The sequence below is a fragment of the Alloalcanivorax xenomutans genome, assembly GCF_900217905.1.
In the GTDB taxonomy this organism is placed as follows: Bacteria; Pseudomonadota; Gammaproteobacteria; order Pseudomonadales; family Alcanivoracaceae; genus Alloalcanivorax; species Alloalcanivorax xenomutans.
The window spans coordinates 57257-81750 of sequence record NZ_OBMO01000009.1; the positions used below are offsets into that span (position 1 = coordinate 57257).

The window sequence follows — 24494 nt, forward strand, 5'->3', positions numbered from 1 at the left end:
CCTGGGATTTTACCTTGTGTTACTTGCTTGTCTCGGTGGGAAATCTGGGACAATGGTGCTAACCGGATACAAGTACTGTCCGGATACAAGTACTGTCCGGATACAAGTACTGTCCGGATACAAGTGCCGCCCGGACACGGTGCCCGGGCGCGAGCAGGAGGTAACGCCATGAAGTTCAAACCAGTATGGATGGCCATGGGCGTGATGCTGGTGACGATGGCAGCGCCGGCGCTGGCTCAGTTGGATAACCGGGCTATGCCATCCGCGGACCCCGCCACCCAGGCGGAACAGCGGCGGCAGGATTTGCAGAACCGCCTGGACAGTCAGCGCCGCGCCGCGGAAGAGCGGCGGAAAACCCAGCAGCAGCGAGCGGATGAACGGATGGAGGCCGCCGAGCAGCGCCGTAAGGAAATGGAACAGGAAGCGTTGCGTCGTCGCGAGGCGTTGACGCGATAGCGCAAAAGCCCCGGGGTGACCGGGGCTTTTCGTTTCGGGAAACGGTTTACTCTTTCGGTTTGATCGCGCCTTCCTTCATTTCCTGCAGACGCTCCTTGATCTGGTCCGGGTTATCCAGGTTTTCCCGATCCTTGGCGTAGTCCGGGCTTTGCATGTCCTTACCCATTTCCTTGGCTTCCTGGCGGGCCTTGTCCCGGGCTGCCCGGCCTTCCTCAAGCCGCTCCTCGATATTCTTGTCGATCTTGCTGCGGTCCTCACCGTAGTTTCTGGCCTTGTCCGAAACGCCTTCGGCGGCACGCCGCTTGGACTCGGTTTCGGCTTCGATTGCCTTTTTGTATTCCTTGGAGATGTGTTCCGGGCTGTCCAGATTGCGGCGTTCGGTGGAGTAATCCCGCCCGGACGTGTCGTCAGCCATCGCGAGCGGCGCCGCCACGACACCGAGAGTAGCGAAGAGAAGGGGAATGAATGCTGACCGTTGCATGAGTCGTCTCCTTGTAGATCAATGGTTACTCCCTGAACATTCCGTGGAGTAGCGCTTTTTTGGATTCATTGTTTTAGTTCACCGCGGAGGCCGGCATGGGGCGGTCCGTACCGGCGACACGGTGATATGTTCAAGATGCGCGAACTGTACAAAAATTCAAGTCATACATTAGTAAAAAAGAATATCGAGGCTGGTGGAGCGCTGCCGTGGGCGGCTTGCCGTGGCAGTGAATCAGCGTGCCAGCATCGCCGGCCTTCAGCACGTGTACCGCGGGGTGGTGACACTCACGGGGGGCGTATTGGCGCAATATTCAGGTTAAACTGGGCGATCGTCGTGGAATTAATCGGTTTGAGGTAGGAAATGGATCAGAATGCGTTGAAGCGGAGGGTGGCGGAAGCCGCCTTGCGTCATGTGCCTGAAGGCGAGGTCATCGGTGTGGGTACCGGCTCCACGGCAAACTGTTTTATCGATGCCCTGGCGACCATGAAGGATCGCCTGGCCGGCGCCGTGGCCAGTTCCGAAGCCACCGCCGAGCGGTTGCGTGGACACGGTATCGAGGTGTTGGAGCTGAATCAGGTGGACAGTCTGCCGCTGTACGTGGACGGTGCCGACGAAGTCAACGATCACCGGGAGATGATCAAGGGTGGTGGCGGCGCCCTGACCCGCGAGAAAATCGTGGCGGCGGTGGCCGAGCGGTTTATCTGTATTGTCGACGGTTCCAAGCAGGTCAAACGCCTGGGCGGCTTCCCGTTGCCGGTGGAGGTGATCCCCATGGCCCGTTCCTACGTAGCGCGCCGGCTCGCCGCGCTCGGCGGGCAGCCCCAGTACCGGGAGGGTTTTGTCACCGATAACGGCAATCTGATTCTCGATGTGCGCAATCTGGATATCCTCAACCCCATCGAGCTCGAAGAGAAAATCAATAATATTACCGGGGTCGTCACCAATGGCCTGTTCGCCCGCCGTCCCGCCGACCTGGTGCTGGTTGGCCGTGGCGACGAGGTGATCTCGATTTGAGTTGAAAACGGAGCATCGCGGTTCATGGCCGCGATGCCCGTAATCGTTTTAATCCCACCCTCACCATTGCGCCTGAAAACGGCAATCAGGCTGCCTCAATTCTTTCTTCCGACCCCCGTCACAGAGCGACACGGTCTGTTACAGCTGCTAACCATCCGCCATCCCTGAGTACGGTTTTCCACCTTTTTTCATACGCCAATGTCTGTGCACATTTGTTTTACTGAGATTGCATAGAAAGGAAGTTCTGAATATCGCCTTGTCCCCATTATTCGGAGCTTTCTAAAAAAGGGGGCCGGTAATCGCTCCGCGCCCGACCTGGATTACACAACAACAATGATCCGTACCGGAGGCAGTGTATGTTCGGACTTTCCCCCCTGCGTCGCGGTGGCATCGCGGCCCTGTCCCTTTCGGTCGCCGCTTCGATTGCTGCCCCGGCCTTCGCCGCCATGGGTAACACCGCCAGCAGCTATGGCCTTTTTCCTGGTGATGTGGCATCCGCTCAGGCCCTTTCCATGTTCAATCCGCAGGCGTCGTCGCTGTACTACAACCCGTCCTATCTGATCAAGGATCCCCGTGGTGAGCTGACCATCGGCTTCCTGCACGCCGAGCAGGAACTCGATGGCAAGAGTTTGGGGGGCGCCGCTCCGGCCACACGCGACGGCAACCTGCTCGATGACAGCCGCAGCCAGCAGCAATTGATCGCGCTGAAAACCGATCTGTCCAGCATCACCAAATTCGAGCATCCGATTTACTTCGCCATCATCGCCGGCGTGGAAAAATACGGGAAAGAAATGCTTTCCTTCAATTCCAGCACGTCCATGGGCGGGCAATACATGGAGTACGGTCGTCAACCGTTATTCCTGAATATCGGCGGTGGTACCGAGTTGCTGCACGGGATCGCCGTCGGCGCCTCCGCGCACGTCTCCCTGCGTTCCGACGCGAAGCTGGTGGCCAGCTCCAATCTGGCCGGTGAAACCCAGTACGAAACGCTCGAGGTCAACGCCAAACCGGTGATCCGGCCGGTGCTCGGCGTCACCCTGGACTGGGGCAAGCTGATCTGCGGCAAGGGCGACTGCATCACCAATGGCCTGGAAACCGCGTTTGCTTTTCGTGGCCATACCGAGGCACGCACTTCGGTGGACTCGCGCATCACCATTCCCGGCACCGTGCCGTCTCCGGGTATCGCGTTGCTGATCGATACCGTGGATTCCTACCAACCGGATATTTACAGCGCCGGGGTGCAGTACCGTTTCAATGACCGGCTGCGTGCCGGGGTGACGGTGGAACGGCAGAACTGGTCGGACCTGATGGAAGTGCTGGAGGACGACACCGTCAAGGATCAGGCGGACATTCACTTCAAGGACATCACCGTGCCCCGGGTGGGGGTTGAGTGGAGCGCGCTCAAGAACGTGAGCCTGACCGCCGGCGTGGCGTTCCGGGAATCACCGATGGAAAGCGACCGCAGCCTGGACGTCAATTATCTGGACGCGGACAAGACCATCTATGGCGTCGGCGGTTCCTGGACCATCGAGCAGCCCCCGGTTCTCGCGTACCCCATGCGGGTGGATTTCGGTTACCAGTTCCACGATATCGACCAGCGCAAGTTTGATCTGACCAGCGACCGGGCTCCGGTGAATCCCTACGAAACCATCGAAACCGGCGGCGAAGTCCATGTATTCAGCGGTTCCGTCACCCTGAAGTTCTGAGGAGTGGTGTCATGCGAAGTAAACTGATCATTGCCGCCTGCGCCGGTATCCTGGCCGGCTGCGGGGGCGGCGGTAGCAGCAATCCGAGTTTTGACGGGCCCCAGTACAATCCCAAGGCGTTGTATTTCAACTATCCTTTCGACGGGCAGGCCTATGTGGCGCCGTCCGCTCCGGTGGTGCTGGAATTCAGCGATCCCCTGGAGGTCACCGAGGACAACTTCCGCTTTACCGGGCCTGATGGCGAGGCGGTGCCTTTTGCAATGAAGGTCATGAACGGCGGCCGCAACGTGGTGTTGCAGCCGACCGCGCCGCTGGCGCCGATCAGTGATTACAAGGTCGCCATCATCGACCTGGCCCCGGATGGCCGGGTGGTTAATTTCCGCGACGGCGAATTGAACTTCTCCACCCGTCCCGCCCTGGAAGGGCCGCTGTCGCAACAACGTGCTTCGGACACCTTCGAGATCAGCGAAATTTTCCCGGACGATGATCAGTTTCCCACCGTGGATTTCTCCACCTTCCGGCTGCGTACCTCCCAGCCGCTGGATCCGTCTTCCGTGGCGTATGGGGACACCGTCAGCCTGACGCGGAGTGGTGAACTGGTGCCGGCCCTGGTCCTGAGCGGCCGCGATACGCTTACCGTGGATCCGCTGGAGGACATGACCCCGGGGCAGGAATACGTGTTGACGGTGAGCGGGCTCACCAGCGCCTCAGGGGAAACCCTGGCGCCATTCGAGCGCACCGTGACACCGTTGAATACCAAGTCCAGCACCGGTGAACGGGAAGTGCTGGTGACCGAGGCGCCGGCCACTCACGACACCCTTGGCTGTCTTGAGGAGGGCGATCTGCGAACCTCCGAACTGACCGGCGATCCGATCAACTGTGTGCCGTTGATCAGCACCCTGCTGGCCAATGGCACCGCGTCCAAGCAATCCGGTGATATCTACGCCGAACTGGCGTTCCCGCCCAGCTTTCCGGACGTGACGCCGCTGCGCATCAAACGGGGCGGCATCCTGGTGGGTGAACCGCTGGATGTGTTGATCGGCGGGGAAGTGCCGGTGGGCTTCGACTCCGGCGCGGTGACCATCCAGGTGATGTCGGACGCCACCGGTTACCTGTTTCCCAATCCCAACTCCGATTCCCCCGACGCCGCCAAGAACGTGCGTCTGTTCATGGATCTCGCCGCCAACACCAAGGATGCCCGTGCCAACGGCGCCTTCACGCAGAACCTGATGCACGTGGAGTTGGTGGGCAAGGCGATCGTCGAGGACGGCAAACTGGTCACCGACGCGCTCACCGTGGTGGAGCCAAGGGTGTTGGGCGTGGAAAACAGTCACGGCGTGCTGAGCTTCCATATGGAGTCCTATCGCGACCAGGAAAACGCGCCGCCGCAGCCAGCGGATACGGTGCCGCCCACCTTGCTGGTGATGGACGACAATGGTGAGCAGCGGCTGTCCTGGACGCCGGGAGACGTGGCCGACCGTGCCGTGCCCGGTGAACCGATCACCCTGCTGTTTAGCGAGGCGCTGGACCCGCTCAGCGTTCGACCCGGCGAGACCGTCCGGTTGACCAAGGGCGGTGCGGCGGAGTCGTTCTCCTGGAGCCTGGACGGCAACGCCCTGGTGATCCAGCCGGCATCGCCGCTGGCTTTCGGCGTTCCCTATGAAATCAGTGTCACCAACGGCCTGACCGATTTGGCCGGCAATGGGCTGCAGGTGCTGGATCCGCTGACCGGCCTCAACACCATTGGATTCACCATGCCGGAATACGTGGTGGAGCAGGACGGCGAGGATGTGCGCCGCGCTCCGTTCGCCATGGTGGTCTATCCGGGCTTCCCCTGCGCCAGCAGCCCCGCCACGGCATCCGATATCGCCGCCGGTGTGCAGGGCGTGTGCCTGTCATCGAGTTCCGAAGCCGAGCAGGTGGAAGTGGACGAGCTGCCGATCGTCGGCATGCCGTCGAACCGGCCGATCCGGGTACGGTTTTCCCAGAACATGGACGCCGACAGCCTGACTTTGGGCACCGCCTGCGGTCAGGGCGCTTTCCGTGTCGAGCGGCTCGGCGAGGATGGCACCTGCCAGAGCGTGGTGGACGGCGAACTGCGGGTGGAGACTCGCGCTCTGACCTTCGTACCGGAATTGCCCTGGGAAGAGGGCGCCTTGTACCGCTATACCCTGGCTTCGCAAAGCGCCGGCTGTAGCGGTGAGGTGATCTGTTCCAGCGACGGGCTGCCTCTGCAGACCGCCCTGCTGGAAGGCAGTGATGCCAAGGCCGGCGGTCCCAACATGGACATTCTGTTCCGCGGCGCCGGCGCCGTGACCACGGTGTTCCAGGAATTGAGCAACCTGCCGAGTGTCGACGCCAACAGTAACTTTGCCGTTGACGAAGGCGAACCGAGGGTGCCGGCGGGTACTCCGAATCCGGCGACGCCGGCCAACGCCACGCTGATCCGCCCCAACGGCGATGGCGGCGGCGGCTTGGTCAGCACCGCCAACACCGGTTGCGGATTCGAGGGCACGCCGCCCTATACCGAGGAAAATCAGATCGATTGCGACAGCGAGCGGATTCTGTACCTCACCGGTGACCTGAACACGGAGATCCTCAATTACGATGCCGAGGCGGGCGGTGTCCCGGTGGTGATTTATCCGACCACCGTGGCGCTGAGCAACCTGGATGCCACCGCGGTGATCGGGTTGGATCTGGACACCTCCGACGGTGACAACTCGCTGACGGACCTGCCGATTATCGGCGGCCTGCTTGGCGGGCTGGTGCAAACGCTCGGGGATGTCCTCGATATCCTGGGGCTGGAAGAGGCCGTGCTCGGTCAGGTGGGTAACCTGGGGCTGGTGCCGATCGAGACCCACACCGGCCCGAACATCATGCGGGTGCGCTACAATGAGGATGCCGACGGCAATCGCACCACGCCGCCAGTGGGGCACATCATCGCTACCCCGGACGGGCCGGTGTTCCGGATCACCTTTGATCTGCTGTTCGACGCGCCGGAGCTGAGTCTGCCGCTGGGTCTGCAGCACAACGTGAAAAGCCTGCCGATCGATAACGTGCAATTGGAGGGGCCACTGGACTTCCTGCCCGATGGCCGGCTGTTCATCGGACTGGAAAATCTGGAACCGCTGAACGTGGACCTGGAAATCACCCTGGCCGGTTTGCCCGGCGGCCAGGTGAATCTGACCATTCCCACCCGCGGCATCAATCTGAGCTACCAGAGCGGCTCGATCAAATAGGTCAGTGAAGACGAGAAGGTTCGCGGCGCAAGGCCGCGAACCTCTTTGCCGGTGGACGACTTCCCCGCTCAAACCGTAAACTAGCCCCTTTCCGCCGTCCGGCGGTCTCGCGCTGATTTTCGGAACCTCCATGCTTGAAAAGTACGTCAAACGGATCCTGCAATCCCGCGTCTATGACGTGGCCCATGAGACACCCATCCACGCCGCGCCGCTGATTTCCCGGCGAATTGGCAACCGGGTGCTGCTCAAGCGCGAGGATCTGCAACCGGTATTCTCGTTCAAGCTGCGCGGCGCCTATAACAAAGTGGCCCAGCTCTCCGAAGCCCAGCGCGAACGGGGCGTGATCTGTGCCTCCGCCGGTAACCACGCTCAGGGGCTGGCGCTGGCGGCCACTTCCATGAACGTGCGCTCGGTGATCGTGATGCCGCGCACCACGCCGGACATCAAGGTCAAATCCGTGCGTCAGCTCGGCGGCAAGGCGGTGCTGGTGGGCGATAGCTTCGACGAGGCGCTGGCCCATGCCCGCAAGCTGGAAGAGAAGGAAGGCCTGACCTTCGTCCATCCCTACGATGACCCGGACGTGATCGCCGGCCAGGGCACCGTGGGCATGGAAATACTGCGCCAGCAAAGCCGGGACCTGGACGCCATCTTTATCCCGGTGGGCGGCGGCGGCCTGGCCGCGGGTATCGCCGCCTACGTCAAATACGTGCGCCCGGACGTGAAGATCATCGCCGTGGAGCCGGAAGACGCCGCTTGTCTGAAGGCCGCCCTGGAACGCAAACGGCGGGTAACGCTGCCTGAAGTGGGCTTGTTCGCCGACGGCGTGGCGGTGAAGCAGATCGGCAAGGAAACCTTCCGGGTGTTGAAGGACACGGTGGATGAGGTGATCACCGCCACCACCGACGAGATCTGCGCGGCCATCAAGGACACCTTCGAGGATACCCGTACCGTGTGCGAGCCCGCCGGCGCCCTGGCCCTGGCGGGTCTGAAAAAGTGGGTGGCGCGCACCAAAGCGGAGAACAAAACGCTGGTGGCGATCCAGAGTGGCGCCAACGTCAACTTCGATCGCCTGCGCCATATTTCCGAGCGGGCGGAGTTGGGCGAGCAACGCGAGGCGATCCTGGCGGTGACCATTCCCGAGAAGCCGGGCGCCTACCGTAATTTCCTGCAGGTGGTGGGGCGTCGCGCCATCACCGAGTTCAATTACCGGTACGCCGGGGAACACGAAGCGAATATCTTTGTCGGTATTCAGACCAGCTCCGGTGGCGCGGATCTTGCTCCGTTGCTGGAAGAGCTGCGAGCCGCCGGTTATCCGGTGGTGGACATGACCGGCAACGAGATGGCCAAGCTGCACATCCGCCATATGGTGGGTGGGCACACCTCGCGCCAGGACCTGGACGAAATGCTGTTCCGGGTGGAATTTCCCGAGCGCCCCGGGGCGCTGCTGAAGTTCCTCATGTCGCTAGGCCACAAGTGGAATATCAGCTTGTTCCACTATAGAAACCACGGCGCCGCCTATGGACGGGTGCTGGTGGGCTTCCAGGTGCCCTTCGGAGAAAGGGGCAACCTGCGCAAGGACCTCAAGAAAGTCCCCTATCCGATGGTGGAAGAGAGTGACAATCCAGCGTACCGGCTGTTTTTGAACTAGTCCGGACGTGAGCGATCACACACCTCGTAAACCACGGATCACGCCAGGTGAAAGTTGAGCGGTACTTTTGTTAAGAAAGGTGAGCAGATTGATGTAACCGCTTGACTTTTAAGAGGCAAGTGATCATTTTTCGATCCAGTTCTCGTTTTGTTACATAAATTTTGCATTAGTATTCCATGCTTCGGCATGGACAGCCTTTTGAGAGTGATGACTTTTTCTTGGGGATTGAAAACACAATGAAGAAAAGACCAGATGCACTGGTTGTCCTGGCGATCATTTTTGCCACCGGCGTTTTGGTGAGCACCCTCACCCACGGCGGCAATCAGCCGGATCTGGAGCGTTATGCCCAGTCCGCCGGCGTCAGCATCAAGGCCGACCAGTCACGCTAATCAGTTGCGAGAATCCGTTACGACCGTCCGTTACGATAAGGTCCAGCGGCTGATCCCAGGGGGCTTCCGGCACCCTGGACAGCCGTTGACACTCAAAAGCGACGCCCACCAGCCGGGGGCGGCGTGGCCGTCGCGCGAAATTCGCCAAAGTCCGATCATAAAAGCCCCCACCCATGCCCAGGCGATGGCCGCGATCATCGAATCCCACCAACGGAATCAACAGAACATCCAGCGCCCAGTCCGCCCGTGCCCGCTCCAGGCGCCGTGGTTCGCCGATGCCGAAACGGTTGGCGCGCAATCGTTTTTCCCGGCGCCAGAGATGAAAGCGCAGACGGCCGCGATAAACCGGATCCAGCACCGGTAGATACAGGCGGGTGCCCTGGAAGCGGCGTTGCGCCAGCCCCGGCAGCGGCGATAATTCGCCGTCGGCGACATGGTAGACCGCCACATGGCGAGCCCGCCGCGGTCCCAGTTCCCGCCGCAAATTACGCGCGAACCGCCTCTCCGCCAGACGCCGCTCACCCGCACCCAAAGCCCGCCGCCGCGCCCGTAACTGACGGCGCAACTGTTTGCGATCAACTTGCTCGGACGGATTCATGAATTAAAGGAGGAGCTTTAGAAGGAAGGCCGATCCGAATAGCAGCATGCCTCTCTCACCGGCGCCCCGCTATTCACTGTTCACTATTAACTCTTAACTGTTCTTGAGAAAGCGTGCCCCCCGGGCCGCCGCTGCGGGTGTGGCCCTTGAACCGTCAGGTTCAAGGCGGAAACCGCAGACCGGACCATCAGGCTTTCCGCTCGATGGCGGACATGCGCACAGGCCGGTCAATATTGGTTCCCTTTTGGTACAACATCGGCTCAGGGACATAACCCGGCTGGCGAACGGACCAGGGGACACTTGAGCGTAGTATATCAGGGCGGGGGCAACCGGTCAGGGCTTGACAGAAGAGCGGTTCTGGGGGGCGAGATCCTCAAGCGCGCGCAGCTCTCCCTCCAGCCGATCGATCAGTGCCTGCATACGGGCACTGCCGGTCTCATCGGAAGAGGCTTTGGAGCGGGCTTCCAGTAATTCGTGGCTGATATTCAAGGCCGCCATGATGGCGATGCGTTCCAGGCCAATCACATTGGCCTGCTTGACTTCACGCATCTGAGTGTCGAGATAGCGGGCGGCGCGCAGCAGATTGTCCTGCTCGCCGACCGGGCAGGCCACGCGGTATTCCTTGCCCAGCAAGTGAATCACCAGCGAACTGCTATCGTTCATGAGTCCTCCTGCTCCAGGGATTGCAGGCGCGTTATGATCGCCTCCACCCGGGCGCGGGCCAAGTCGTTTTTACGGATGAGCTGGGCCCGTTCATCGAGAAGACGGTGTTCCCGCTCACGCAGCAGGCGATTCTCTTCGCGCAAACGGTTGGACTGACGCAGCAGGGAGTCCACCTGGGCTTCCAGTTGCCGCAGTTGTTGTTCCGTCGTCATGGCAAATCGGTCGCTGTTCGCCTAAGGTTAAGCCCCCGTGTCCCACTGCCGCGTACAGCGCGTGTAGACGGAATCGAGAGCCAGCCGCCGGGAATGACGGCTTTTTGTACTATAGGTAGGGCCCTGGAAAGGGTCAATGGAATTCAAGACTTAGCGCCTGTTCATAAACCGTAACGTGAAGAACCCCATGTCTGACACCTACGATTTCGAAAGCTGCGCGCGGGCCTTCGCCGGCGCCGGTGTCGCCCACTCCCCGAGCGAAGTGCAGGGCGTGATCTGCGGACTGTTGGCCACCGGCCACGGCCGCCGCGACGATGAACTGCTGGGTGTGCTCGCCGCCCATGTGGAGCTGCCTTCCGGCTTTGATAATGACGTCTCGGCCCTGCTGCTGGCCTGTCGCGACCAAGCCTTGTCCGCCTTCGCCGACACCGGACTCGACCTCACTTTATTGCTGCCGGAAGATGAAGAAGACCTGGGCCTGAGAGTGGCGGCCCTGGGACAATGGAGCGAAGGCTTCCTGGTGGGCTTCGGCACTGGTGCCGCCGGTACCAGTGACAGCGCCTTGTCCATGGGCATCCAGGAAGCCCTGTCCGATCTGGCGGCGATCAGCCAGGTAGCGACGCCGGAGGACGATGATCCGGAAGGCGAGGAGATGTATGAGCAGGTGGCGGAGCATTGCCGCATGGCCGCGCTGATGATCTACACCGAGCTGGTGATGAAGGCGGAACGCAAAGGGCAGCCCGAACCGAAACCGGAAACCCCGCCCCGGCAGCATTGATACCCGGCGGCGACACCGCCAGTTAATGACGTTTTAAAAGGCTCATGAGGAGGCCGCGTTCATGTCTATTTCCGCGCAGGAATTCCAGCGCCGCCGGCGCGAGCTGATGGAACAGATGGAACCCAACAGCATCGCCATTCTGCCGGCGGCGCCTGAGCGCACCCGCAACCGGGATGTGGAACACCCCTATCGCCAGGACAGTGATTTCTGGTATCTGAGCGGCTTCCCGGAACCGGAAGCGGTGATGGTGCTGTTGCCGGGGCGCGAGCATGGCGAATTCGTTCTGTTCTGCCGCGAGCGGGACCGCGCCATGGAAATCTGGAACGGCTATCGCGCCGGCCCGGAAGGGGCGGTGGCCAATTACCAGGCCGACGACGCCTTCCCGATCAACGACATCGACGACATCCTGCCGGGCCTGATCGAAGGCCGTAACCGGGTCTATTACGACATTGGCCGCGACGACGATTTTGACCGGCAATTGATGAGCTGGGTCAACGCTATCCGTGAGCGTGTGCGCACCGGCGCGCAGCCGCCGGGGGAGTTCGTCGCGCTGTCTCATTTGTTGCATGACATGCGTCTGTTCAAGAGCAAGGAAGAGCAGGCCGTGATGCGCCGCGCCGCTTCCATTTCCGCCGGCGCCCATGTGCGCGCCATGCAGTCGGTGCGGCCGGGGATGCATGAGTACCAGCTGGAAGCGGAATATCTGCACGAATTCATGCGCCACGGCGCCCGCAGCCCGGCCTACCCGAGTATCGTCGGCGGCGGCGCCAACGGCTGTATTCTTCATTACGTGGAAAACAGCGACCAACTGAAAGAGGGCGATCTGGTCTTGGTGGACGCCGGCTGTGAGCTGGACTGTTACGCCTCCGATATCACCCGCACCTTCCCGGTGAGCGGTACTTTCTCCGCCGAGCAGCGGGCGCTTTACGAGGTGGTGTTGAAAGCTCAACTGGCGGCCATCGACGTCACCCACCCGGACCACCACTGGAATTATCCCCACGAGGAAGCCGTGCGGGTGCTCACCGAAGGGTTGCTGGAACTCGGCCTGCTGAAAGGGGATCCGGCGGAACTGGTGGAAACCGAAGCCTATCGCCGCTTCTACATGCACCGCACCGGCCACTGGCTCGGCCTTGATGTGCATGATGTCGGCGATTACCGCATCGGCGGCGCCTGGCGGCAACTGGAACCGGGCATGGTGCTCACGGTGGAGCCGGGGCTTTATGTGGCGCCGGATGACGACACCGTGGAGGCGCGCTGGCGCGGCATTGGCATCCGCATCGAGGACGATGTCCTGGTGACCGCGGACGGCTGCGAAGTGCTGACCCACGAGGTGCCGAAGGCCGTCGAGGACATCGAGGCTTTGATGCGAGAGGCACGGGCATGACCCCGGACGGGCCGCTGATCGTCGGCGGCGGCATGGCCGGCGCCTTGCTGGCATTGCTGCTGCGCCATCACGGCTGCCCTTCGGTGACGCTGGTGGAAAGCCATCCGCTGCCCACCGAGGCGCCACCGGAAACGCCCAGTTTCGACGCCCGCAGTACCGCGCTGTCCGCCGGCAGCCTGCGGGTGCTGGAACAACTGGGGTTGCTGGCGCCCTTGCTGCAGCGGGCGGCCTCCATCAACGAGGTTCATGTGTCCCGCCAGGGGCGTCTTGGCCTGACCCGCATGCTCGCCGAAGAACATCGCCTGCCGCGCCTGGGCGCGGTGGTGGAGAACCGCTGGCTGGGCTATTTGCTGGTGAACGCGCTGTACCGGGATGACGCCATCGAAGTACGGGCGCCGGATGGTGTCGAGGCCGCCTGCCGGGTGTCCGACGGCTATATCGCCAAGTTCAACGACGGCGGCGAGCGTCACACGCCCTTGCTGATCGCCGCCGACGGTGCCAACTCGCGCACCCGGGACTGGCTCGGCATCACGGCACGGCAACAGGACATTGGCCATGACGCGCTGATCGCCAACGTGGCGGTGGCGGAGCCGCATAAGGGCAGGGCCTTCGAACGTTTTCTCGATGACGGACCCATGGCGTTGCTGCCGTTGCCGGATCAACGCATGGCGCTGGTGTGGACCGGCCCCCGTGATCAAGTGGACGCCTGGATGGCCATGGACGACGAACAGGCTCTGGGCGCCCTGCATCAACGCATGGGCGCGGCACCGCCGGCGCTGACCGCCATCGGCGAGCGTCACCGTTATCCGCTGGTGCTCACCGAGGCCTGTGCCCAGGCGGTGCCGTTCGGCGCCGTGGTGGGCAATGCCGCCCATACTTTGCATCCGGTGGCGGGCCAGGGCTTCAATCTGAGCGTGCGCGACCTGGCGGCGCTGGCCGAAGCGGTGGGCGGCGCCGCGCAGCCGGGCGAACTGGCGCGCTTGTCGCAATGGCAGCAAGCGCGGCGTGCCGATCAGGCCTGGGTCACCCAGGCCTCGCGCCAATTGCCGGAATGGTTCCGGGTGCGCCACCCGCTGTTCGCCCACAGCCGCCAACTGGGTCTGCTGGCCCTGGATCTGCTGCCCGGCCCGCGCCGGGATTTCGCCCGCCGTGCCATGGGACTGCAATGACCAAGACTCCCTCTCTTCACAGTGACGTTCTGATTGTTGGCGGTGGCATGGCCGGGGGCCTGCTGGCGCTGCTGCTGGCCGATCAGGGATTGACGGTGCGGGTGCTGGATGGCGCCGCCGAACCGGTCTGGCCCGAAGGCGCGCCGGCCCTGCGCGTCTCCACGTTGAACGAAGCCAGCTACTGGCTGCTCAGGCACGCCGGCGCCTGGCAATACCTGAATCAGCGAAGGGTGCAGCCATATCGTCACATGCGGGTGTGGGACCATGACGGCACCGGCGAAGTGAATTTCGATGTGACCGAGGCCGGAGCGGAAGCGCTGGGCTGGTTGCTGGAGAACGACCATATCGTCGCCGCTCTGTATCGCGCCGGTACCGACCGCGAGCGCCTGGATTGGCAATGCTGCGCGCGGGTCGCCGCCGTCCGGCGTACCCCTGAGGGCTGGCGGGTGAGTGCCGGAGACGGGGACTACAGCGCTGACCTGGTGGTGGGCGCCGACGGTGCCCGCTCGCTGGTGCGCGAGGCGGCGGGCATTCCCGGCGGCCCCCGTGATACCGGGCACCATGCCCTGGTGGCCACTATTGAAACCGAGCGGCCGCATGGTGGTTGCGCCCGGCAGGTGTTCCTGGAGTCCGGCCCTCTGGCTCTGCTGCCGTTGTTCAACACCGCCGCGAATATAGAAGAAGGGGCCGGTGATGGCCGGCACTGCTCCATTGTCTGGTCCGGCTGGCCCGGGTTTATCGAAGAGCGCCTGGCGGAAGACGATGACGCCTTCGCCCGTGCCCTGAACCAGGCCACCGCCGAAGTGCTCGGCCCGGCCCGGCCGGTGAGCCCGCGGCGGGTGTTTCCGATTCAGGAGCGGCACGCCAGCAGCTATCGGGCGCCGGGTCTGGCGCTAGTCGGCGACGCCGCCCATGTGATTCACCCGCTGGCCGGGCAGGGTATCAATCTGGGCTTCCTGGATGTTGGTGTGCTGGCGGAAGAGCTGGCCCGGGTTCGGCAGGCCGGATTGCCGCTGGCCGATCCCGCCGCGCTGGCCCGTTACGAGCGCCGCCGGCGCGCCGATAACCTGCTTATGCAGCAGGCCATGCGCGGCTTCAAGATGCTGTTCGAACGGCGGGAGCCAGCGTTGCGCTGGCTGCGCAATACCGGCCTTGGCATGGTGGACAAACTGCCGCCGGCACGGCGTCTGTTCATTGAGCATGCCCTGGGCCGGGCCGGGGATTTGCCACAATTGGCACGTCCTTGCCAATCGATTATGGAGCCTTGATAATCGCGAATCATTTTCGTTTATGGAGCCATGCCCCATGACTGTCCTGCGCCGTTTGGCCCTGCCTGCGCTCGCCCTTCTCGTCGCCGCCTGTTCCGAGCAACCCGAGCCGAAAGACGAGGTGGTGGTCTACACCTCTCGTAACGACGAGCTGATCAAGCCGGTCTTCGACGCTTACACCGCGCAAACCGGTGTTTCCATTCGCTATATCACCGACAACGCCGGTGCTCTGGCGGCCCGCCTCAAAGCCGAGGGAGAACAGTCCCCGGCGGATCTGCTGGTCACCGTGGACGCCGGCAACCTGTGGCAGGCAACCCAGGAGAACTTGCTGCAACCGGTGGAATCCACCGTACTGGAAGGCAATGTGCCGGAACATCTGCGCGACGAGCAGGGCCGCTGGTTCGGTCTGACCCAGCGTGCGCGCACCATCGTTTACTCCACCGAACGGGTGCGGCCGTCGGAACTGTCCAGCTATGAAGCGCTGGCCGATGAGCAATGGAAGGGCCGTTTGTGTCTGCGCACCTCCAAGAAGGTCTACAACCAGTCCCTGGTCGCCACCATGATCGAGCGGCTTGGTGAAGAGGAAGCGGAGCGCGTGGTGCGCGGCTGGGTCGATAACCTGGCCACCGACGTGTTCGCCAACGACAACGCGGTGATGGAAGCCATCATTGCCGGCCAGTGTGACGTCGGCATCGTCAACACTTACTACTTCGGCCGTTTGCAGCGTGACAATCCCCAACTGCCACTGAAATTGTTCTGGGCCAACCAGGACAGCAGCGGCACCCATGTGAATATTTCCGGTGGCGGCGTCACCAAGAACGCGCCCAACCGGGAAGCCGCCGTGGCGTTGCTGGAGTGGATGAGCAAGCCGGAAGCGCAGAAGCTGCTCGCCGACGGCAACCTGGAGTACCCGGCCAGCTCCGGCGTGGAAGCGGCGGAGCAGGTCAAAGCCTGGGGAGACTTCAAGGCCGACGACCTCAATGTCAGTGTGGCGGGCAGCCGCCAGGTGGAAGCCGTGAAGCTGATGGACCGTGCCGGTTACCGCTGATCGCCGTCCGGATCGCTATCTGATTATCGCCGGGGCGCTGGCCCTGGCGGTGCTGTTACCGGTTTCCGTGCTGTTGTCCGCATGGCGCGGCGACGAATCGGAAACCTGGCGCCATCTGGTGGATACCGTGCTCTGGCGTTTGCTGGGGCATACCGCTTTGCTGGTGATCGGCGTGGGTCTCGGGGTGCTGCTGCTGGGCGTCAGTCTGGCCTGGCTGGTGGCCACCCAGGATTTTCCCGGTCGCCGTGTGCTCGATTGGGCTTTGCTGTTACCGCTGGCCATGCCGGCCTATGTGCTGGCCTTCGTCGTGGTGCAGGGGCTGGACTATTCCGGTCCGGTGCAATCGGCGTTACGTCAGTGGTGGCCGGGGTTTTCCGGCTTCAGCGCACGTCATCCGTTCTGGGTGATCGCCACCCTGTCCCTGGTGTTCTACCCCTATGTTTACATGCTGGCGCGGCTGGCCTTTCTGACTCAGGGCCGTGCCGTGATGGAACAGGCCCGGCTGCTTGGCCGTGGTCCCTGGGCGGCGTTCTTCCAGGTGGCGTTGCCGATGGCCCGTCCAGCCATCGCCGCCGGCCTGGCGCTGGCGTTGATGGAAACGCTGGCGGACTTCGGCGCCGTTTCCGTCTTCAATTTCGACACCTTTACCACCGCCATTTATAAGAGCTGGTATGGCCTGTTCAAACTGGCCGCCGCCGCTCAGCTGGCCTCGTTGCTGCTGTTGTTTGTGCTGTTGGCGCTATGGCTGGAACGGCGTGGCCGGGGGCGGGCCCGCTATGGGGACCGAGGTGGCCGCCCGATGGCGGCGGCGCGCTCACGGTGGGCCTGGCTGATGACCGGCTACGCCGGGCTGGTGGTGACGCTGGCCTTCCTGTTGCCGGCGGGACGCTTGCTGTACTGGGCCCTGGACGAAGTGGCTCGCGGCCTGGACGCGCGATTCGTGTCCATGGCGCTGCGCACTCTGACACTGGGTATCAGCGCCGGCGTGCTGGTGGTGGTGCTGGCCTCGGTGCTGGCCTGGCTACAGCGCCTGCGGCCACACCGGTTGATGCGCGCGCTGGTGCGCACGGCGACGATGGGGTATGCGCTGCCTGGCTCGGTGCTGGCGGTGGGGATCGTCATCGGCTTCGCCGCCATCGACCGCCAGTTGGGGCAATGGTTCGGTTGGAGGCAACTGCTGGTGGGCAGTCTCGGGGCGCTGTTCCTGGCCTATGTGATCCGCTTCATGGCGGTGGCCTTTGGTCCGGTGGAAAGCGCCCTGGAACGGGTTCGCCCGGCTTTGCTGGAAGCCGCCCGGACTCTTGGTGCGCCGCCGCTGGAAGCGGCACGGCGGGTGTTGCTGCCGATGGTGGCGCCGGGGCTGATCACGGCTTTGTTGCTGGTGGGCATCGACATAATGAAGGAAATGCCGGCCACGCTTCTGCTTCGTCCCTTCGGCTGGGACACCCTGGCCGTGCGCATCTATGAACTCACCGCGGAAGGGGAGTGGCAACGCGCCGCTCTACCGTCTCTCGCCCTGGTGGCGGTGGGCCTGCTGCCGGTCTATCTGCTGGTCCGCCGGCTACGCCATTCCTGACCGCAATCCACGGGTTGCCACGAAGCCTCTATGGGAGCTTGCCCTGCAAGCGAATTTCCCTACGCCGGAGGCCCCGTAATTCGCCAGCAAGCTAGCTCCCACAGTTTTTGCTACGAAGCCGCTGTGGGAAGCTTGCTTGCAAGCGAATATGGCAATGCCGGGGACGCATCCGCGTTGCAGACACCATGGAGCCTCCTCCTGTACTGCCAGTAACCAACATGTAACTTTCGGTAACGAATGTGCGCAAAATGTATAGCTGGGACAGTCGGAAAATTTGGTGAACACATGGTGACTATTTAAACTTTCATATAAAAATAATGAGTAACGAATGCATCACTTTTCCCGAAAATTTCCGAAATTTTCCTGCTTTTTCTAATTATAAATAATTAGATGGCCTTATATGACCGGATCCAAAGTATTAAATTTATGGATCAGTTAACAAATGGAAACTAAAGGTCGCCAAGAGCTTCTTTCGCTCGTTATCCTGTAGACGATACTTGGCAGATTGTTACCCCCTCCAGGTATCCCTTTACCTCGAATAACAAGCGTCTTGCCGTTTCCCGAACGGCTGTATGGAGATGTACCCATGAAAAAGAACAAGGTGCTTCAGGGAGCTGCCCTGGTGGCTTCCATGGGCGTGCTCGGTGGTCAGGCCATGGCGAGCATGGGCAACATCGGAACGACCTATGGCGTGCTGCCGTCCGACATCGCTTCCGCTCAAGGGCTTTCCCTGTTCAATACCCAGGTTTCCGCCGTCTACTACAACCCGGCTTATCTCGCCAAGGATCCCCGTGGTGAATTGACCTTCGGCTTGCTGCACGCGGAGCACGAGCTGCGCGCCAACAGCCTGGGTGGCGCCGCGCCGCCGATCCGCAACGGGGATGTGCTGCAGGATTCCCCGTCCCAGCACGTTCTGGTGGGGATGAAAACCGATCTGAGTTCCATGACCCGTTTCAAACACCCGATCTACATGGGTGTGATGCTGGGTGTGGAAAAATACGGTGAGGAGATGATGGCGTTTGAGTCCGCCACCTCCAACGAAGGGCAGTACTTCGAATATGGCCGTCAGCCGCTGTTTCTGGTGCTCGGCGGTGCCACTCAGATCTGGCGTGGTCTGGACGCCGGCGCCTCCGCCCGTCTGACCCTGCATTCCGATGCGGAACTGCGCGCCACCACCACCCTGGGTGGCGAGACCAGCTATGAATCCCTGAACGTTTCCGCCAAACCCTCGATCCGCCCGATTCTCAGCATGAACATGGACTGGAGTGAGAGCTTCTGCCCCGATGGCGGGTGCTGGTACAACGGCCTGGAAACCGCGTTCTCCTATCGCGGCTACTCCAACACCAAGACCACCGTCGACGCCAACACCGTGATTCCCGGCACCATCGGCGAACCCGGCCTGTCCCTGGCGGTAACCACCCTGGATTCCTACCAGCCGGATATCTTTGCGTTGGGCATGCTGTACGGTAAGGAACGCTTCCGCGTCGGCGTTGGCGTGGAACTGCAGCGCTGGTCCGATCTGGAAGAGGAATTCGAAGGCGACACCATCAAGGATCAGGCCGTTGAGGACGGCATTGGCGTGCTCGAATTCAAGGACATTGTTATTCCGCGCATCGGCGCCGAGTTCAAGGTATCGCCGAACTACACCCTCACCGGCGGGGTCGCCTACAGCAAATCGCCGCTGGACTCCGACGCCTCACTGGACGTGAATTACCTGGATGCCGACAAGCTGATCGTCGGTCTCGGGCTCACCGCCCAGTTCGATGATCCCCACTTCTTCGCCTTCCCGGTGCGCTTCGACCTGGCCTACCAGTATCAGAAGTTGCGGCCGCGGGACTTCGACCTGTACGCCACCAATTCGCCCAGCTACCCGCAGTCCTACGAGCGGGTGGAAGCGGAAGGTGACGTTCATGTCTTTGCCGGTTCGGTAACCCTGAAGTTCTAACGGAGGCCTCCCATGAGCATGCGTATCGTGTTGGCGCTGTGTGGCGCCACGTTGCTGGCCGCCTGCGGCGGCGGTGGCGGCAGCAGTCAGTCCGTGGACTTCAGTCCCTGGGAACAGATCACGCTGTACTACAGCTACCCCTATAACGCTCAGGCCGGTGTGTCCCCGAATGCACCGCTGGTACTGGCGTTTTCCGAAGCCGTGCCGCAACTGAGCGCGGATCAGTTTTCCCTGCGGGGCCCGGATGGCGCCGTCCAACTGACCCTGGAACAGGTCAATGGCAACAAGAGCGTGGTGCTGACGCCGGCCGCGCCGTTGGCGGTGAACAGTGAATACACCCTGACCCTGAACGGGATCGGCGAGGACGGTGATAAGGAACTGCTGCCCGGCGGCCAACTGGCTTTCTCCACCCGGCCGGCATTGGAAGGGGCAAAGGAAGAGCGCAGTAGCGCGGCGGCTTTCCAGTTGGAACGCATCATTCCCAATGGTGACGATCTGCCGTTCCTGGATTTCTCCTCGGTGCAACTGACCCTGTCCCAGCCCATTGATCCGACCACGGTGAAGTATGGCGAGACCGTGCGCCTGACCCAGGGCGGCGAACTGGTGCCGGCCACCGTGCTGGCCAATGGACGCTTCCTGACCGTGGACCCCACCGACAGCGAGGACGCCGACGGCAATACCGTGGACGCCCTGAAAGCCGGTGAGGAGGTCACCCTGGAGGTCACCGGCGGCGTGCAAAGCCTGTTCGGTGAACAACTGACCGCCATTAACCGCAGCTTCACTCCGCTGGATACCAAGCCCCGTTCGGTAATGGTGCAGGAAGCGGCCCAGGCGGGTGACCCCGCGGCGGGTTGCCTGGCGGACGGCACCATCCGGTCGCCGCTTAACAATGAGAGCATCAACTGCGTGCCGGTGAAGTCAAATTTGCTGGGTGACACCACCGTTTCCATGCTCTCCGGCGATGTTTTCGCCGAACTGGCGTTCGCGCCCAACTTCCCGGACACCACGCCGCTGCGTTTGCCGCGCGGTTCATTGCTGCACGGTGAGCCTTTGGACGTGCTGATCGGCGGCCAGGTGCCGGCGGGTTTCGATTCCGGTGACGTCACCGTGACCATCCTGTCGGACGCCAATGGGTACTTGATGAACGCCCCTTACAGCACGGACCCCAATGCGCCCCGGCGCCTGGTGCTGACCATGGACGTGGCGTTCGATACCGCCGACTCCCGCGCCAACGGCGCCTTCAACCAGGACCTGATGCAAGTGGAACTGGTGGGCACCGCCATCGTCGAGGGCGACCGCCTGGTGGTCGATGCCATCGGCGTGGTGGAGCCGCGCGTGCTGGGTGTGGAAAACGCCTACGGCGTGCTCAGCTTCCATATGGAGTCCTACTCCGACCAGACCATTCCGCGCAAACCGGAACCGGATATGGATGGGCCGGTGCTGAGCTCCTGGGTGCCTGGTGACCACACCAACAAACACCGCCCCGGTGACCCGGTGATCCTGACATTTGATCATCCGCTGGATCCTCAGTCCGTTGAGAAGGACGTGAGCTTGCAATTACTCGGTGCGAATACGCCGGTGGCGTTCGATTATGTGGTGGACGGTTCCTCCATCGTGATCCGACCGGAAACGCCGTTGCAGCACAACACCGATTACCAGGTGCTGTTTGACGACCGCCTCACCGACGTGGCCGGCAACCCGGCGCAACCGCAAACCCTGGATTTCCGGCTGCCGGAATATGTGCTGGATGATGGCGATCCGGAGACCCCTCCCGTGCCGGAACAATCCCCGGTGGTGCTGACCGCCTACCCGGGTTTCCCCTGCGTCACCACCGACCGCAATCTGGCCGCCAACGATGCCGGTCGTTGTGCCGGTGGCAAGGACGATGACGACCACCTGCCGGTATTGCCCCTGGCCGCCAATCGCCCCATCGCGGTGACCTTTTCCCAGGAAATGGATGAACAGTCCGTTCGCGACCATTTCATTGTGGAAAGCGTGGATGATGCCGGCAGTACCTTGGAGGTTGTCGAGGGCAAGCTGACCTATATGGGCCGCAAGATCGTTTTCGAACCCGACCAGCCCTGGGAAGAGGGTGTGCTGTACCGGTATACGCTGCCCTCCCAGGAAGGCAGCGTGGACGCCGCCAGCTGCGCGGGGGTTGCGATTTGTGACGTCCGTGGCCTGCCACTGCAAACACAACTCCTGGCGCAAAACGCGGATGACGCCCCGGCGGCCACCGACGGCGGCCCCAACCTGGAAATCTTTTTCCGTGGCGCGCCCAACACCACCGCGACCCTGCAGCCGCTGCGTAACCTACCCACCTCGGATGTGAACGCGAACTTTGTTTGGGACAGTGGTGAAGTGCCGCCGTCCCAGGATGCGGAGGCGAAACGGAACAGCGCGCGAATCGTGCGCGATCCGGAGTCCAACAAAGACGGTGATGGTTCCGCCGGCTCCGGGGCGGTGACCGATGCTGAAGTGGGCTGTGCCGTCGGGGAGAGTTGTCCGGACGACAAGTTCAGCTACATCAGCGGCAATTTGGATGTGGAGGTGGTAGGTTTCAGAACCGCCGATGAAGTTAAGGCCATGGATGATGGCAGCACACCGCAGGAAGCCTTGGATAATGGCGGGGTGCTGGTCTATATCATGCCGACTCAGCTGGTCGTGTCGAGCGCTACGGTATATTCCGAGCCGGTATTGGGCGATGCGCCGCCGGCCGCCACTGGGCCGCAATTCATGCGTATCCGCTACACCTGTGATGCGACCAGTACGGACAACCCCTGCTCGGAGCCGGATATGGGGCGGGTACGAGGCTGGATTGTGAAAGGGGAGAATAACCCTCGTTTCCTGACCAATCTGGACCTGTATCTGGACGCGCCGAAATTGTCGCCAACCGTCAGCATCCCTCTGCTCGGGACCTTCACCTTGACGCACAATCTGCATAGTTATCTGCTGGATGGCTTGCAACTAGCCGGTGACGTTACCTTCCTGGATGATGGCCGCCTGCAAATCGAGCAGATCAGCCAGAATAAGCTTGCTCTTGGCGTTGAGCTGGGAGGGTTGCCCCTGAACTTGCCTGCTTCCATTTATGTGGGCATCCCCGCCGGCGACACTTTCCTCAACTACCTCAGTGAGCCCATCAAGCAATAACCCTTCCTTATGTGCATCACCTCTGTGCACCCTCCGCCGGCCCCTCGGGGCCGGCTTTTTTATGGTCGTGGCCCCGCCATTCGATGCGTCTGTCTGTTCGAAGCCGCTGTGGGAACGGGCCTGCCCGCGAATGGCTGTTACTCCCGGCCTTCGGAATGCTCTCGATAGCTCAAAAAACAACCACTCCCGGGCGCCGCCGTCCTAGGCGCCACCGGCCAGGTTCGTTATCCTTCACTTTCCCTTACTGAGTGGCTTCAACATGGGTCATCGCACACCGCTTTATGACGAACACGTCGCCGTTGGCGGCAAAATGGTGGATTTCGGCGGCTGGGACATGCCCATCCACTACGGCTCCCAGATCGAGGAGCACCACGCCGTGCGTCAGGACGCCGGCATGTTCGACGTCTCCCACATGACCGTGGTGGATGTCTCCGGCACCGGCGCCCGCGATTACCTGCGCCGCCTGCTCGCCAACGACGTCGATAGCATCGAGACCGGCCGCGCCCTGTACTCCGGCATGCTCAACGAAGGCGGCGGCGTGATCGATGATCTGATCGTCTACAAGGGCGACAAGGATTACCGGCTGGTGGTAAATTGCGCCACCCGCGACACCGACCTGGAATGGATGGAGCAGCAGGCCGGCGGCTTCGCCGTGGACATCCGCGAGCGCCCGGAACTGGCCATGATCGCCGTGCAGGGCCCTGAGGCCCGGGCCAAACTGGCCGCCCTGCTGGACGGTGAACGCCGCGACGCGGTGGAGAATCTGGGCGTGTTCGCCTTCGCCGATTGCGGCGACTGGACCATCGCCCGCACCGGTTATACCGGCGAAGACGGCGTGGAGATCATCCTGCCCGGCCACCACGCGGTGGCGCTGTGGAAGCAATTGGCGGACGCCGGCGTGCGCCCGGCCGGCCTCGGCGCCCGGGACACCCTGCGTCTGGAAGCGGGCATGAACCTCTACGGTAACGACATGGACGGCACGGTTTCGCCGCTGGAAGCCGCCATGGGCTGGACCGTGAAGTTCAACGAAGGCCGTGATTTCATCGGCCGGGACGCGCTGGAGCGCCAGAAGGAAAAAGGCCACCACCGGCTGGTGGGTCTGGTGCTGGAAGGCAAGGGCGTGCTGCGCGCCCACCAGAAAGTCATCACCGGGGACGGCGAAGGAGCGGAATTCGAGGGTGAAATTACCAGCGGTACTTTTTCACCGACCCTGGGCAAATCCATTGCCCTGGCCCGGGTGCCCGCCGGCACCAAAGGCCAGGTGCGGGTGGAAATCCGCAAGAAGCACCTGCCCGCGCAGGTGGTACGGCCGCCGTTCGTGCGCAACGGCAAAACGGTTTATAAATCGATCGACTGACCGATCTGTGAAATAGGGGAACATCAATGAGCGAGATTCCTGCCGAGTTGCGCTATCGCACCAGCCACGAATGGGTACGCGTGGAAGACGACGTGGCCGTGGTGGGCATCACCGACCACGCCCAGGACGCCATGGGCGACCTGGTCTACGTGGAACTGCCGGAAGTGGGCCAGGTACTGGCCACCGGCGAAGAAGCCGGCGTGGTGGAATCGGTGAAAGCCGCCTCTGACATCTACGCCCCGGTATCCGGTGAAATCGTGGCCGTCAACGACGCCCTGGAAGACGAGCCGGAGCTGGTGAACAACGAGCCTTACGGAAACGGCTGGCTGTTCAAGATCAAAATGGCCGACAGCGGAGAGCTCAAGGAAATGCTCACCGCCGACCAATACCAGGAACAGCTCGACAGCGAGTAA

At 62.3% G+C, this 24494-nt stretch carries 20 protein-coding genes and 1 other RNA gene; 16 read left to right on the plus strand and 5 right to left on the minus strand.

What is annotated here, in order from left to right; translation table 11 throughout:
• Window positions 1–168 precede the first annotated feature (168 nt).
• Complete coding sequence (locus CRO06_RS08585; RefSeq protein WP_022997048.1) at window positions 169–456, plus strand: hypothetical protein; 288 nt, start codon at window positions 169–171, stop codon at window positions 454–456.
• Window positions 457–502: 46 nt separating this feature from the next.
• On the opposite strand, the gene CRO06_RS08590 is transcribed toward CRO06_RS08585, so the two are convergent.
• On the minus strand, window positions 503–937 hold the full coding sequence (locus CRO06_RS08590) for a hypothetical protein (RefSeq protein ID WP_022997047.1): 435 nt from the start codon (window positions 935–937) through the stop codon (window positions 503–505).
• Window positions 938–1297: 360 nt separating this feature from the next.
• On the opposite strand from CRO06_RS08590, the gene rpiA reads away from it, so the two are divergent.
• The 5 genes from rpiA (at window position 1298) to CRO06_RS20050 (ending at window position 8933) form a co-directional block, all read left to right on the plus strand.
• Window positions 1298–1951: a ribose-5-phosphate isomerase RpiA gene (rpiA, locus tag CRO06_RS08595; RefSeq protein WP_022997046.1), complete on the plus strand. Its 654-nt coding sequence runs from the start codon at window positions 1298–1300 to the stop codon at window positions 1949–1951.
• Between the two features lie 356 nt (window positions 1952–2307).
• On the plus strand, window positions 2308–3657 hold the full coding sequence (locus tag CRO06_RS08600) for an outer membrane protein transport protein (RefSeq protein ID WP_022997045.1): 1350 nt from the start codon (window positions 2308–2310) through the stop codon (window positions 3655–3657).
• A gap of 11 nt (window positions 3658–3668) precedes the next feature.
• The gene (locus CRO06_RS08605) at window positions 3669–6896 is read left to right on the plus strand and encodes an Ig-like domain-containing domain (RefSeq protein ID WP_097058230.1); all 3228 of its coding nucleotides are present in this window, start codon (window positions 3669–3671) and stop codon (window positions 6894–6896) included.
• Between the two features lie 130 nt (window positions 6897–7026).
• Window positions 7027–8544, plus strand: coding sequence for a threonine ammonia-lyase, biosynthetic (ilvA, locus tag CRO06_RS08610; RefSeq protein WP_022997043.1), 1518 nt, complete (start codon window positions 7027–7029; stop codon window positions 8542–8544).
• A 236-nt stretch (window positions 8545–8780) separates the two neighbouring features.
• On the plus strand, window positions 8781–8933 hold the full coding sequence (locus CRO06_RS20050; protein WP_022997042.1) for a hypothetical protein: 153 nt from the start codon (window positions 8781–8783) through the stop codon (window positions 8931–8933).
• On the opposite strand, the gene CRO06_RS08615 is transcribed toward CRO06_RS20050, so the two are convergent.
• The 4 genes from CRO06_RS08615 to CRO06_RS08630 all read right to left on the minus strand — a co-directional run bounded on the left by CRO06_RS08615 (window position 8911) and on the right by CRO06_RS08630 (window position 10406).
• Window positions 8911–9531, minus strand: a complete 621-nt coding sequence (locus CRO06_RS08615; protein WP_097058231.1) for a 5-formyltetrahydrofolate cyclo-ligase — start codon at window positions 9529–9531, stop codon at window positions 8911–8913. The genes CRO06_RS20050 and CRO06_RS08615 overlap by 23 nt on opposite strands.
• A gap of 113 nt (window positions 9532–9644) precedes the next feature.
• Window positions 9645–9830, minus strand: a non-coding RNA gene (gene ssrS, locus CRO06_RS08620) — 6S RNA.
• Between the two features lie 34 nt (window positions 9831–9864).
• Entirely contained in the window at window positions 9865–10194 is a 330-nt protein-coding gene (locus CRO06_RS08625) for a cell division protein ZapA (RefSeq protein WP_014992650.1), read from the minus strand.
• Complete coding sequence (locus CRO06_RS08630) at window positions 10191–10406, minus strand: TIGR02449 family protein (RefSeq protein ID WP_097058232.1); 216 nt, start codon at window positions 10404–10406, stop codon at window positions 10191–10193. The genes CRO06_RS08625 and CRO06_RS08630 overlap by 4 nt, the downstream gene beginning before the upstream one ends.
• A gap of 187 nt (window positions 10407–10593) precedes the next feature.
• On the opposite strand from CRO06_RS08630, the gene CRO06_RS08635 reads away from it, so the two are divergent.
• The 10 genes from CRO06_RS08635 to gcvH all read left to right on the plus strand — a co-directional run bounded on the left by CRO06_RS08635 (window position 10594) and on the right by gcvH (window position 24494).
• Window positions 10594–11184, plus strand: coding sequence for a UPF0149 family protein (locus tag CRO06_RS08635; RefSeq protein WP_022997039.1), 591 nt, complete (start codon window positions 10594–10596; stop codon window positions 11182–11184).
• A gap of 61 nt (window positions 11185–11245) precedes the next feature.
• Window positions 11246–12568 carry a Xaa-Pro aminopeptidase gene (gene pepP, locus CRO06_RS08640; protein ID WP_022997038.1) on the plus strand — a complete coding sequence of 441 codons (1323 nt, stop codon included), beginning with the start codon at window positions 11246–11248 and terminating at the stop codon, window positions 12566–12568.
• Entirely contained in the window at window positions 12565–13737 is a 1173-nt protein-coding gene (locus CRO06_RS08645) for an FAD-dependent monooxygenase (RefSeq protein WP_097058233.1), read from the plus strand. The genes pepP and CRO06_RS08645 overlap by 4 nt, the downstream gene beginning before the upstream one ends.
• On the plus strand, window positions 13734–15005 hold the full coding sequence (locus tag CRO06_RS08650; RefSeq protein WP_097058234.1) for an FAD-dependent monooxygenase: 1272 nt from the start codon (window positions 13734–13736) through the stop codon (window positions 15003–15005). Before CRO06_RS08645 ends, CRO06_RS08650 begins: the two co-directional genes overlap by 4 nt.
• 37 nt (window positions 15006–15042) lie before the next feature.
• The gene (locus CRO06_RS08655; RefSeq protein WP_026948389.1) at window positions 15043–16053 is read left to right on the plus strand and encodes an extracellular solute-binding protein; all 1011 of its coding nucleotides are present in this window, start codon (window positions 15043–15045) and stop codon (window positions 16051–16053) included.
• Window positions 16037–17629 carry an ABC transporter permease gene (locus tag CRO06_RS08660; protein WP_097058235.1) on the plus strand — a complete coding sequence of 531 codons (1593 nt, stop codon included), beginning with the start codon at window positions 16037–16039 and terminating at the stop codon, window positions 17627–17629. Before CRO06_RS08655 ends, CRO06_RS08660 begins: the two co-directional genes overlap by 17 nt.
• 586 nt (window positions 17630–18215) lie before the next feature.
• Window positions 18216–19574 (plus strand): OmpP1/FadL family transporter, encoded by a 1359-nt coding sequence (locus tag CRO06_RS08665; RefSeq protein ID WP_097058236.1) that lies wholly within the window; start codon window positions 18216–18218, stop codon window positions 19572–19574.
• A 12-nt stretch (window positions 19575–19586) separates the two neighbouring features.
• Window positions 19587–22724, plus strand: coding sequence for an Ig-like domain-containing domain (locus CRO06_RS08670; protein ID WP_244902796.1), 3138 nt, complete (start codon window positions 19587–19589; stop codon window positions 22722–22724).
• A gap of 259 nt (window positions 22725–22983) precedes the next feature.
• A complete protein-coding gene (gcvT, locus tag CRO06_RS08675) occupies window positions 22984–24081 on the plus strand; it encodes a glycine cleavage system aminomethyltransferase GcvT (protein WP_097058237.1) in 1098 nt (365 codons plus the stop codon).
• Between the two features lie 26 nt (window positions 24082–24107).
• On the plus strand, window positions 24108–24494 hold the full coding sequence (gene gcvH / locus CRO06_RS08680) for a glycine cleavage system protein GcvH (RefSeq protein ID WP_022997026.1): 387 nt from the start codon (window positions 24108–24110) through the stop codon (window positions 24492–24494).